The sequence below is a fragment of the Reichenbachiella ulvae genome, from assembly GCF_025833875.1.
Classification (GTDB): domain Bacteria; phylum Bacteroidota; class Bacteroidia; order Cytophagales; family Cyclobacteriaceae; genus Reichenbachiella; species Reichenbachiella ulvae.
Window position 1 is genome coordinate 3,261,083 of record NZ_JAOYOD010000001.1, and the last position, 12,670, is coordinate 3,273,752.

At 40.0% G+C, this 12,670-nt stretch carries 8 protein-coding genes; 2 read left to right on the top strand and 6 right to left on the bottom strand.

Features of this window, described 5'->3' with window-relative positions:
• The first annotated feature begins 376 nt into the window (after positions 1 to 376).
• Positions 377 to 553, top strand: a complete 177-nt coding sequence (locus N7U62_RS12955) for a hypothetical protein (protein ID WP_264138403.1) — start codon at positions 377 to 379, stop codon at positions 551 to 553.
• Positions 554 to 556: 3 nt separating this feature from the next.
• Here the strand turns inward: N7U62_RS12955 and N7U62_RS12960 are convergent, their stop codons facing one another.
• Positions 557 to 2,467, bottom strand: a complete 1,911-nt coding sequence (locus N7U62_RS12960; RefSeq protein WP_264138404.1) for a CASTOR/POLLUX-related putative ion channel — start codon at positions 2,465 to 2,467, stop codon at positions 557 to 559.
• Between the two features lie 130 nt (positions 2,468 to 2,597).
• Between N7U62_RS12960 and N7U62_RS12965 the strand changes: the two genes are divergently transcribed.
• Positions 2,598 to 3,362 (top strand): hypothetical protein, encoded by a 765-nt coding sequence (locus tag N7U62_RS12965; RefSeq protein ID WP_264138405.1) that lies wholly within the window; start codon positions 2,598 to 2,600, stop codon positions 3,360 to 3,362.
• Between the two features lie 56 nt (positions 3,363 to 3,418).
• Here N7U62_RS12965 and N7U62_RS12970 read toward each other — a convergent pair whose 3' ends face one another.
• The 5 genes from N7U62_RS12970 to N7U62_RS12990 form a co-directional block, all read right to left on the bottom strand.
• Positions 3,419 to 6,235, bottom strand: coding sequence for a TonB-dependent receptor (locus tag N7U62_RS12970; RefSeq protein WP_264138406.1), 2,817 nt, complete (start codon positions 6,233 to 6,235; stop codon positions 3,419 to 3,421).
• A gap of 228 nt (positions 6,236 to 6,463) precedes the next feature.
• Entirely contained in the window at positions 6,464 to 7,741 is a 1,278-nt protein-coding gene (locus tag N7U62_RS12975) for a beta-helix domain-containing protein (protein WP_264138407.1), read from the bottom strand.
• 268 nt (positions 7,742 to 8,009) lie between these two features.
• Positions 8,010 to 8,999 (bottom strand): AAA family ATPase, encoded by a 990-nt coding sequence (locus N7U62_RS12980; RefSeq protein WP_264138408.1) that lies wholly within the window; start codon positions 8,997 to 8,999, stop codon positions 8,010 to 8,012.
• A gap of 203 nt (positions 9,000 to 9,202) precedes the next feature.
• On the bottom strand, positions 9,203 to 10,675 hold the full coding sequence (locus N7U62_RS12985; protein ID WP_264138409.1) for a DUF4301 family protein: 1,473 nt from the start codon (positions 10,673 to 10,675) through the stop codon (positions 9,203 to 9,205).
• Between the two features lie 31 nt (positions 10,676 to 10,706).
• The gene (locus N7U62_RS12990) at positions 10,707 to 12,548 is read right to left on the bottom strand and encodes a glycosyltransferase (RefSeq protein ID WP_264138410.1); all 1,842 of its coding nucleotides are present in this window, start codon (positions 12,546 to 12,548) and stop codon (positions 10,707 to 10,709) included.
• Positions 12,549 to 12,670 lie beyond the last annotated feature (122 nt).

The window sequence follows — 12,670 nt, forward strand, 5'->3', positions numbered from 1 at the left end:
TGTATCAAACCTCCCAGTCTTTTTCGTGGTTGCTTACTTTTTCGTTTGGCAATACGAATGCACAAACAATCGCAGATACGAACAGCACGCCAATTAATACTAACATTGCCATAATTGCATAGATTTTTTATGAGCCCCAAAGATATATGCTATCTCCAAGTACGCAAAGGAAGTGTTGGGCAATCTTAACTGCGAGTAGTAATTAAATCCAAAATCAGTAGTAATCTGTAATTTGATAAATAGGTAAATCCCTGATGTTCGGACAGTTATAATAACTTAATATTGATTAATGATTTTATAATAGATTGATAATCAGGTGAAATCAAGATTTACGATTCAGAATCGTTTATTTTGAACACCACCAAAAACAACTAAAATGATGAATCTTCCAGCAATTGAATCAGAAATCACAAAGAAAATCCTGGGTCTCAGCATGGAACAGCAAGCCGACATCTTGCAATATCTGAATAAGATCACTCAAAACGTCGGAAGCAAGGAAAGCTACAGGAAAAGAGCGATTAAAGAAATTAGAACTGCACTAAGGTCTATCTGAGGATCAATCCTCAGATAGTACTATTATTTCATCTCCTTCAGCGAATTTGACAAATTCAGCCTTATTCGGGTTGACTACTACGCCATATTGCTCATGGGAATTCTTGCTATGAGCTAGTATTCTATAACCAATTGCCACCTGATTCATCTTGGCGGCTGATTCCAACACTGTATAGAAATTAACTGGCTTTCCTATCGAAACGTATTCTCTGGCTGGCTTGATGTATATCTCTGAACCATCCGCATCGAATAGGTCCTCAAACACTCGCATCAAATACTTATTTTCAGAGACCTGAGCCATGAGCAAACTCAGAAGCTTATCACTTACGATAAAGTCATCTGCACTGGTAACATCTGCCAGCTGACGGTTTTTCATATCCATCATCTCACTGACCAGATTCAAATGCTTGTCAATTTTCTCAGCAATACTACGAATGTGCAGAAGTGTAATCAAAGTCTGCGCATCTGCCTCCTGGACTGGATATCTCTGCTCATAACATAGCAGCATGATATAGTCGTAGTTGGGTATTTGCAGACGATCAATTGTTTCTCTTTCAGTCGTTTCTGCCTTCAAAAAGTCCACAGAGAGATTCTTAAGACCCGATTGCAACTTTTCAATAACAGGAATAGGATCATCAAACTTAGACACAACCATCAAAGAAGAACCGAAAGGAACATATTCATCCAGCTCTTTAATAATATTTTTTGCTCGATTGTTCCAGCCGATGATCAAAATCTTCTCATTCTTCTGACTAGGCGCTACAGGATGCGCTACCTGGGTATAGTCAATTTCAAAATCGGTTTTTCCAGACGGAACCAAGGTATCGTCATCTTCAGTGATACCTATTACCTGATCTCCTTCATTGAACACTGTGTCCATAGGCGGATTGATAGCTACCGTACCGTCTTCAAACTGGATACCCATAATGGCAGAAGTCTCATATGCAAAAATCACATCTCTGAAAGTCTTGCCTACCAGATGTTCTGTCTTCTCATCGGTAAAGTAAATTTCGTCCCCACCATAGTCCATCAACTCGATGTAAACTACACTAAGACCAGACTGACGACTCGTCTGAACCATGATTCTAGAGATAAAGTCATCTGACAATATCAGCTCCACCTCATCCTTCCCTACCATCTTAGCCACCTCAAAGTTCTTGCTATCCTGGATCTCTGCAGTAATATGGTAAGGCTCTTCTCTTCTATCTGGATTGGTTACAATAGCTACGATCGTTTTGATGATCTGAGAATCCGAATTTTCATTATCCTTATCAAGGATGATGATCGACTTGGAAGTATACGGATTCACAATATATAGATCATCGATATCGATAGGATCACCCGTACGACAGATCACACGCGTATTGCCAGTCTTTCCTACCTTGAGACGAATCTCATCTTCCATTTCAATCTTATCACGGTCAGCCAGGATCACGATACAGCCATCCTTCTGATTTTCGTTGGCAATCACAATCTCGGAAATGATTGTGAATATTTTAGAAGACCACCCCAGTATCAAGACGTGACCAGACTCGATCACGAACGAACGCCCCTTTCTTAGCTCCTCCATTTTTACGAGGATACCATTGGACACCAAACCGATCAAGGTGGATATTATGACCAGACCTAAAACAGTCGTCACCATCATGAAGAGCCTAAATGGCCAATTCTCATCATGGTTACCCAAAACTCCAGGATCCAGAATATGAGTAAAATTCACCCAAATCGATTCAAAGATGGTAAAATGACTATCCGCATCAGGATGTAGCCCCAACATCAATAGAGAGGCCCCAAAAATCACAATAACAATTCCGGAAAAAACCACCAGACCATAAATCATTGCCGTCGTTCCCTTGGAAACGTAATTATCGAAGGCATATTTTGCTCTAGCCGCCAGAGAAGCGCTTCTACTCATTTATACAGAGGTACTAAATATTGTAAAAAATTTCTTTGATTTCACACGACACTAAGTCTTCCTTAGACAGTTTCCCTGTGAATTTAATCAGTGGCAAAAATAGTTCAATATTAGAATTATCAGGTCTTAAATGAAATTATATCCTAAGGGATCACAGATCGATGATAAAAGTCATCTGTCTAGATATCAACAATATAGTCCTAAGCCTCCTAAAACCCGATTCATTTTCACTGGATTGAAATTCATCGCTATCTTCGTGTCTACTCGAAAGGCACGGTTTCTGTTACAGTTTAAGTCTATGAATGTATTTTTTCGTTTCATTTTAGTATCCACTCTACTTTTCGCTGGCTATATAGACAGCAAAGCTCAGAGTTATTCACTCACAATATCTGCTGCCTCATTTGAGATCGACGGTAAGAGCCATTCTGGCTATCGCACAGAGTTTACCCAACCTTATTCGGAAATAAAAAAAGAATGGTGGAGGTACGTCAAGTCCATCACTTATCTCTACAATGCCAAATCGCACTACATACTCACCATCCCTGCCAAAGGTGATTCTAACACAGAACTTCAGTTCATATCCGTTTTAGACAAAACGAGCAATAAAGGTGCTGTATTGAAAGTAGCTCCGATTTTGGAAGGTCTTGACGAGGGCCAGGTCACACAGTTCAAAAAAGAATTAAAACTTCTACTTGTAGATTTTAAAATCCAATATTTCACAGAAATGCTTCAAGAGAAGATCGAAGACAAGGAAAAAGAGATTGAAAAACTAAGCAAGGAGCTCTACAAACAAAAAAACGACAACTCTTCGAATCTGGATAAATTGAATCAGAGACTATCCAAAAGCAATAGCGAATTAGATGCGTTGAAAGAAAAGCTTAACCAGATAAAGTAAAAAAGCCGGCTCAATGAGCCGGCTTTCACGTTAGGTTGTTTTACTTCTTTTTAAAATTAGAAATTATATGTGTACTTCAAATTAAACAATCGACCTGGCTTGTACAGTGAGAAAAGTTCCTCCTCACTACCAAACTTATACACCAATTTATTCTCTGAGTTCAACAAGTTCTTGGCGGTTAGACTAATAGATGAATTTCCTTCTTTTCCAATCACTTTTGATACTTTCAAATTCAAACTGTGGAATGGTGAAGTATAAACATCAGGAATGTTGGAGATACCAATAAATGTTAGTGTCTCGCCCTGAACATTGTAAGACAAATTACCAGACAGACCTAGCATATTATTTTCATAACTCAAGAATCCATTTACTACATATGGAGATTGACCTGTCATTTCTCTATACTTAGAGACTCCAGCTTCACTTCCTTGATAAGCCACTTCACTATCATATTCAGAATCACCGTTTTCATTAACTGTCACAGTTTTTCTGTTCACTTTAGATACTACCAAAGAGACGTTGGTTCCTACTGAAAAATTCTCTAATGCTGGAGTAATGAAAGTTAGATTCTTTCTGAATTCAAACTCAGTACCATACACACTTGCCTCACCTACATTTCTTGGTTTCAACTGACCTGGATTGTTAGGAAAAAACACCAATGCAATGTGATCTGTAAAATCCTTATAAAAAGCAGATACAGAAACCATTTCACTAGGTGAGAAGAAGTATTCCCATCTCAAATCATAGTTCAATATTTGAGCCTGCCTGATGTCGAGGTTTCCAGAAAATTGAGTTCTAGTAATAGGGTCTTCAATAAATGCTGAAGATTTCTCTTTGAAAGAAGGTCTCGCTAAAGTTTTATTAAACGATGCTCTTAAATTCATATCCTCTTGCAGCGCATATACAAAGTTCACAGAAGGTAAAAGGTTAGTGGCATCCAAAGTTTTCGTATTGTTCTCTTCTTGCTGAGAGTTATCCTCATTCAGCCTAACGCCACTGTAGAACATTTGAGCATTTTCGACACGTAGACCATAAATTGACTTTAACTTCTGTGTAATCTGCATCTCATTCATCACATATCCAGCAAAGATGTTTTGCTTTCCATCATAGTTATTGTAAGCATTGCTATTGTCCTGGATATACAATCCATCTGGATTAGAAGAAGAATACAAATTACCTTCAGAAAGCAACCAGTTGGGATCATTATATTCTACTCTGAATACAGAAAGTTCTTCATATGCATAGTTGTACACATCGAATTCTCTCTCTCTATGTGTGACCAAGCCACCAAATTTGATTTTATTATTATCATTCAAATCATAGGTAAAGTCTAGCTTGAAGCTCTCACTCACTTCTGTCAAATCTCTCCAGAAACGATTCATCGCACCACCATTTCGGAAACCATACTCCCCATCATCTTCGTTGATTCTTGTATCACGGTAATCTGGATCTGTGATTCTAGAATAAAGCAATGAATTAGACCAATCCACTCTCAACTTCCCAAAAAAGTGTTTACCATAAGTAATATTATTGGTCATAGACCTTTGAGTGTAGGCCAATATATCATTATTGATATTTGTTGGGTTGTTCAGTGAGGTCAATCTCAATTCTCTCTCTAATGCTGTAGAAACACCGTTTTGAGTGTGAAGCAAATTGGTTCCTATTGTATGGTTATCATTCTTAACAGCAAAAGACAACAATCCACTCCAAAGAACATTATTTGTGCTCAAATCTCCTTCACCAGTAAAATCTCTCACCAATGCTACTTCACTAGCTGTCCTATCCTTTTCATACCTTTTTCTAGTGAATCCTTCATAGTAGGTATTAGTGTTCTTATAACTTAAGATAGCATTGTATCCAAAGGTCAATTTTTCTCCTTGGATCTGGTTTCTGTGAGAAAAAGACAAACCAGTATTCATAAAATTGGTTCCTCTATCCACACCCAAAGTAGGATCGAACTTCTTAGTCGTGTTTTCTAAAAATCCGTTTTGATCATTCGAAAGCGTAGGGATTTCAGTTCCTTTTGCAAAAGGCAAATCTCTTTGACCATTGTCCCAGCCTAGAAAATCAGTACCTGAACCTTCATACCCTACTGCATTAGACTGAAAATGCATGTCCGGATTGTACCCCATGCTTAGTGATATTGATGTTGATTTTTGATCTGGAAAAGCCTTGGTCTGAATATCTACCAACCCACCAGCAAAATCACCATTTAAGTTGGGGGTAAAAGTTTTGTAAACCATCACATTCTCCAGGACGCCAGTAGGGAAGATGTCAATTTGAACATCATTTCTATCTGGATCTAAACCTGGCACCACCATTCCATTCAATGATGTTTTGGTATATCTATCACCCAAACCTCGAACGTAAACATACTTACCACCCTGAACTGTGACACCCGTTACTCTTTTCATGGCTGAAGAAAGATTGCTGTCACCTACTTTTTTGAAAGCAGCAGATGAAATACCATCAACTGTGTTCACTGATTTTTTCTGAACAGATAGAAGAGCTACGTCATTATCGCGGATCTGCTCTGCAGTCACTACTACTGACTCTAGTTGCTGTACATCTTCAGAAATAATGACATCCAATTGAGTTACCTCATCAGCAACAACTTGAACACCTTCAATAACTTTTGATTGGTATGAAATAAACTGAACTACAAGAGTATGAGTACCCTCCTCAAGACTTAAAGAAAAATTACCATCAAAATCAGCAACAGCACCTTGAGTAGTACCTTGCTTGGTTACGGTAGCCCCGAAGAGTCCTTCTCCGTTTTCTCCGTCAGTAATTTTACCTCTAACAAATCCTTTTTGCGCCATGGCGGATCCTACTACCAATACCAAAAACGCTACAAATACTATCTTTTTCATTCTCTGAATTTTCTAAATCTGCCGCAAATTTAAGCTGGCCAATAGCAGTATCAGATTTTTACATTTTATCAATTATTTACGAATTCGGGCTTAATTCCTTATCCGTTAACACTGGGTTAACACAGTAATATCAGTAGGTTAATGAACCCCTTTCTAAAAAAGACAAAAGGCGCCATACCGATGTATGAACGCCTTTCTAATTCAGAAAATGATCTTTAATTTTCTTTATTATTCATCAAAGCTCTTAGTATAAACTTCAAAGTCTGAAGCATTTACTTTAGTGAAGACCAAATCTCCCGTAGCAGTATTCCATGCCGCATCTTCTTTTTCTTCCAAGTCAGCAGTTTCTACATCATAAGAAGCAGCAAGCTTAACTTTACCGTCTTCGAACACTACGTTTGACACAGTTCCTTTTGCTTTTGATTTGAAGTCACCAGTCGTAGATTTTCCATCGATAGACATGATATTTCCGTTTTGGATCGTAAATACATCATCCATTGATCCTTCTCTACCGTCAATTTCTAACCCTTCGTCTGAACTCTCATCTACATAGACTACAAAGTTATCTACAGTTCCCGCGTAAGATTGATCTACATCTATTCCATCATCCCCAACTGCATAAACCAAGGCGTTCGAAACATTAACTGTTCCACCAAAGAATTCGATACCGTCATCTTTGTTTCCATATACTTCTATGTAGTCAATAGTAGTTCCTGTACCTACACCACCTAAAGTCAATCCATTGATTTCACTTCCATCAGCGATTTCAGCTCCACCATGTCTGATAGACACATACTTGATCACACCTGAGTTATCCGCTGCATCAGACCCACCATACTGTCCATTTGCATCACTTGCATCTACACCTTCTATCTGTGGGTTTTCAGTTTTAGCACTTACAGGCGCTTTACCTAGAACAACGAGTCCTCCCCATTTTCCTTTGTCATCCTGATCCAATGCAGTACCTGCCAAGTATCCTGGTATTATGTCATCTTCAGTAGAAGTCATGATAATTGGCTCCTGAGCTGTACCTTCAGCCATCAGCTTACCACCTCTGGCAATCATCAATACTGCTGCATTAGCTCCTGTCAAAGATGCGTCACCTTTAATCACAGTACCTGCCTGAATTGTCAAAGTCACTCCGTCTAAAACAGTTACCCTTGTTTTCAAAATATAAACATTGTCTTTAGTCCACTCCGTATCAGAATCGATATTCGCAGTAACCTCTACCTCAGTCGCTGTTCCTGTAATAGCGTCTGGAGTCAAATCAGTTCCTCCCATTTGCCCTTTAACAGAAGCTAAGGTCCACCCATCAAATACGGAAGTTGAAGTTGCGCCAGTAGCAGAAGCGTCAGCAGAAACTTTAGCGTCCACTGCTACTTGAGAAGCAGCAATCACTTGTGCTTGCAACTCTTCAGGAGTCAAATCAGTTCCTTCGTCTTCACTACATGATACTAGAGCGAATGCTGCTCCAAATAAAAATGCAAGAGATAATACCTTTTTCATCATTTCAAATTTTAAAATATGCTTGTTGTATTGTTTTCAATTTCGTTTCGCAAAACTGTTTCAACACATTCAGAATTCGATCACACTAGCAGTTATGCTTATGTTAAAGAAGATGAGTAGGTCTTTACCGATTTTTTACCAATGTTAAGGATTTGTGAAGCTGTTTGACAAAAACAGCCAACAGAGGAGAAAAAGCCTACAAACAAAAAGGTCGTCGAAGTATTACACCTCGACGACCTTCATCATTATTTTGAAATGAAAAGACTCTTTATCTATTCACATTTACTTTATTCAATATCGTTTGGATCAAATCCTGAGTAGTCACTCCATCAGCCTCAGCTTCATAGTTGAGTATGATTCTGTGATTCAAAACATCCGTCGCTACTTCCTTGATATCTTCTGGCAAGACAAAGTCCCTTCCATCTAAAAACGCAATTGCTTTCGCAGCAAGATTCAAGTTGATAGAAGCACGTGGTGAAGCCCCAAACTGGATGTAGCTGGCTTCATCCGTCATACCGTATGACTTAGGATCTCTGGTAGCAAATATCAATTCAATAATATATTTCTCCAGTGATTCCGAGAGGTTAACCTCATTGATTGACTTACGAATCGCAAAAACATCGTCCTTATCCAAAACTGTTTTCACTTCATCGTTAAATGACATGTTAGACATGCGACGCATGATTTCTAGCTCATCTTCTTTCGATGGGTAGTCCACATGTACCTTCATCATGAATCGGTCAACCTGCGCCTCTGGAAGCGGGTAAGTTCCCTCTTGATCTACAGGGTTCTGGGTGGCCAGTACCAAAAATGGTCGATCCAGTTTAAATGTCGTCTCGCCAATTGTTACTTGCTTCTCCTGCATGGCCTCAAGTAACGCAGATTGCACTTTCGCTGGAGATCGGTTCACCTCATCTGCCAAAATCAAATTGGAAAAAATAGGTCCTTTTTTCACTTCGAAGTTGGAGGCCTTTTGATTGTAAATCATAGTACCGATCAGATCCGCAGGAAGTAAATCTGGAGTAAACTGTATACGCTTAAAGTCCAAATGTAGAACGTTGGCAAGAGTGTTGACCGTAAGTGTCTTTGCGAGACCAGGCACCCCTTCGAGCAAGATGTGCCCCTGGGTAAACAAGCCAATCATCAGTCGATTGACCATGTACTGCTGACCTACTACCACCTTACCTACTTCATCGTACACCTGCTGCACTTTGTGCTGCAATTCTTTCTTTTCTTCCGTACTTGCGCTTGTTTCCATATGTCTTTTCGATCAAAACTCCTCAAATCTAAAAGACTTGAAGAATTTTTGAAATAATCGCATGTCCCCATCAGGACTGGCATGCCAGGCAAATCCCGAATCACCTGCCTTATAAAAGAAAAAAATCGGGCCTGAATGGCTGAAAGCCAATCTAAACCCGATTTCAGGAGACTTTAAAGCCCCGAGTTAAAAATTGTTAAATCTTACTGATGCGTGTCTTTGAGCAAATCGTTCACCGTTTTCACAGGGTTGAAAGTAGAAATAGGCACCTCCACAAACAAGGTATTCCAATAAGCCATTGCACCATTCCATAGGCCAGGCAGCTCCATGGCTTTCAGATCTTTACCATTCTTTGACTTGCTACTCACAAAGCCTGTGTCATCGTCTCGGTACTGAAGAAGATCAAATTTCTTCCCTTCGAAATCCTTAGTCGCACAGATCAGATCCACAGGATTGAAGTGGGTAGATCCTTTGAGCATGGCTGCCTTTTCTGCGTCATCTAGGTCAATCTGGGCCGTCTCTGCTATTTGTAATGAGGCACTACCATCAGACTCCTTGACCCAAAACGGTCCTCCGCCTGGTTCGCCTGTATTTTTCACCATTCCGCAAATACGGATCGGGCGATTCAGTTTTTCCTTGATCTCGGCTTTCTTTTCTTCATCCGACTTACCAGCAAAGCCTTCACTCATTTTGAGAAAATACTTGGATTCTAGACGGGCTGCCACCGCATCAGGATCAGCGATCTCACCTTTCAAAATTTCAAATACTTCATCCTGATAGTTGATAAGCAAACCAGCCAGCGCCTTCTTATAAGTATAGGTATCTGCCTTGATTCTATCAGGCACCACATTGTCGATGTTCTTGATAAAAATGATATCAGCATCCAGATCATTCAAGTTTTCCAACAAAGCACCATGCCCCGCTGGTCTAAACAATATCGTACCATCTGGTTCTCTGAATGGTTCATTGTCATTGTCCACAGCGATGGTATCTGTAGAGCTCTTCTGTTGAGAAAAGGTGATATCAAATTTAACTCCAAAGGTTGATTCATAACTCGGGGCAACTTTTGCCACCAAAGCTTTGAATCTATCCAGGTGCTGAGGGGAAACTGTGAAGTGCAGGTGAACGGTACCATCTGCAGATTTGGCATAGTGTACTCCTTCTACTAAATGCTCTTCCAGTGGAGTTCTTGGTCCCTCTTCATAGTTATGAAAACTAAGCAAGGCTTTGGGCAATGAACCATAGCTCATTCCCTCGTCAGACAGCAGGTGATTGGCAATCTGATCTGGTGCGGTATCATCTATATCCCCTAGTTCTGAAGCCAGCTCATCATAAAAAGCAAAATCTTCTAATCCTTTGATAAAAGTCTGTGCAGCATCACTAGCTGACAAGTCTTTTTCCTCTACGAAAGCGAATAAATCTTTGAACATCCTGGTAGCTGCCCCAGAAGCCGGAACAAATTTCAGCACCTTTTTGGTAGCTACTTTAGATTCATAGTCCGCTATCAAATCATTCAATTGTCCTTCATCCAATTGGATAATGCCATCTCCAATACTCGCCGCCTTTTGTATATCCAAAAAGGGAAAGCCATTCTTAAAGTTTTCAATCTGTTTTTCTACTTGAGCCAGGTCACTTCCTCTCTCCTCTATAAACTTTTTATCCTCCTCGTTAAACATTCTAATCTTGTGTTTTTTTAGTTATGGTTTTTCATTTGTTCTCTATTGGATATTTCTCGAGCGCCAGATCATAGGCATGATCATAATGTTTGATCAGGTTTTTCCAGTCAAATTCTTCCGACAAGTCCTCAGCCAAGTTTCTGGAAGCAATACGCTCACGCCCGGTGGTTTTCACAAAGGCCAGCATTTTTTCACTCAATTGTTCGGCAGCAGAATGATAATCTTGATTGACTCGGTCAATCATATAAATACCATGCTCCTCGTCCCCAATATCCAGGGTCTTGACATAATCCCCAAAACCTGAAAGGTCAGAAGTCACAGCAGACACCCCTCTAGCTAAACACTCAACTGGCGTATAGCCCCATGGTTCATAATAGCTAGGAAAAATCCCCATATGACATCCTCTCACGAACTGGCCATACTCCATCCCAAACAGCGGACTGGTCGACGATATAAAATCTGGATGATAAACGATCTTAACCTTATCAGTTTCATGATTGAGCAAATTGGCTCCACGAAGGAAATTCAAAATTTGATCATCGGCATCATTAATAAGGTTATGAGTGACTACTGATGGCAGCCTCTTGGTTTTCCAGGACTGAATAGTTCTACGATAGCGCAGTTTCCAATAATCATCTACTAGCTTATTAAGCTCTGGCAACCTGTGATCGGAATTGGTCGCAGCATCCTGAAACAAACGCTCTTTAACTTGCTTCATGATTTCCTCACAGTTGTGATCGATCTCTTCCATCACTGCTCTAGAGGTCATCACCTCCTGATTGATACTGTGGAAAGGCTGTTTGGTAATAAAGAACATCACGACCGTTTTATTGATCTTATGTTTCTTCATTTTATAGTTCAGCCTCGCAAGAGCCTCCAGTGTCAAATCATAGCCTTTGTTTTTGAACTCAAAACGCCCAGATGTAAAAAAGTAAATGACATTGTTGAGATCGAAAGTATAGGACTGAAAAAAGTGCCCCATCACAAAGTGATTGATCTGCTCCTTATATTTATGATGTAGATTCTGAACTTCGTGCAGAACCGAAAATCTCTCGATATTCAATCCATTCGGCACTATCGCCTCTGGACTTCTGCCTAATAAGTGAATGCACTCCTTGGCGGTAACCTCGCTGACAGTGGACAATATATTGGCTCCATGTGCACAGGCCCGCTCGAGTCTGGCGATGGTATTGACATTAAAATTATTGGCTTCCGACTCCCAATTCAGAAAAGGCAAGTGATCATAAAAATAAGGATCATTCATAGCCAAATACCTTCCTAGCAGAGTCGCATGCGTGGTAAAAACCGTTTTGATAGGAATTTGCTCCTTTCTGATGTCAGCTATGGCTGTCCCTGCCATCCATTCGTGAAAGTGCGCCAATAGCTCGACATCCTGCTCTAAACAAACGCGGGCCATTCGGAACAAAAACTCCTTCACCATGAAACCAAAAGCCATCACTTCATCTACCAACGGATCATGGTTGTTAAAATCAATATGATGATCCTGCCAATAGAAGTATTTAATATTCCCTAATTGAGGCATGACAGACGCAGGATTTAACAGAACCGTTTGTGGACGACCAGAAACCAGCCAGGTTCCAAACGAAACATCCCATCCCATCTCTTTCATTTCTCTTACTACCTGGGCGATCGGAATTTTATCATCCATATGCTCCTCAAAATCGGAGCTAACATTAGGATGAATTTTGGGCCCTACCAGTACATAGTCCTTTCCCCATTGGTCTACCATGACCGGGGCTTTAGATCTAATGACCGTGTAGATCCCACCTACCTGATTACAAACTTCCCAGGCGATCTCCGCCAGCATTTTTGGTTCTTCCTTTTTCTTTCTTGCTTTTTTCCTCTCAGCCATGCCATTTATTTTGAGATACCGAAAGATAACAAGACTGGCTGGCTAGGCAGGAATACAAGCGAACAATTTTTTTTTATGGCTGGAGATTTCTAGCTTTTACAACAAATCGCAGGTAATCAGGT

Bases quoted from the DNA above. Each gene is read 5' to 3' on its own strand.
- N7U62_RS12985 (WP_264138409.1), bottom strand. From the start codon at position 10,675: ATGTTTAACGAGGAGGATAAAAAGTTTATAGAGGAGAGAGGAAGTGAC.
- N7U62_RS12970 (WP_264138406.1), bottom strand. From the start codon at position 6,235: ATGAAAAAGATAGTATTTGTAGCGTTTTTGGTATTGGTAGTAGGATCC.
- N7U62_RS12975 (WP_264138407.1), bottom strand. From the start codon at position 7,741: ATGAAAAAGGTATTATCTCTTGCATTTTTATTTGGAGCAGCATTCGCT.
- N7U62_RS12965 (WP_264138405.1), top strand. From the start codon at position 2,598: ATGAAATTATATCCTAAGGGATCACAGATCGATGATAAAAGTCATCTG.
- N7U62_RS12990 (WP_264138410.1), bottom strand. From the start codon at position 12,548: ATGGCTGAGAGGAAAAAAGCAAGAAAGAAAAAGGAAGAACCAAAAATG.
- N7U62_RS12955 (WP_264138403.1), top strand. From the start codon at position 377: ATGATGAATCTTCCAGCAATTGAATCAGAAATCACAAAGAAAATCCTG.
- N7U62_RS12960 (WP_264138404.1), bottom strand. From the start codon at position 2,467: ATGAGTAGAAGCGCTTCTCTGGCGGCTAGAGCAAAATATGCCTTCGAT.
- N7U62_RS12980 (WP_264138408.1), bottom strand. From the start codon at position 8,999: ATGGAAACAAGCGCAAGTACGGAAGAAAAGAAAGAATTGCAGCACAAA.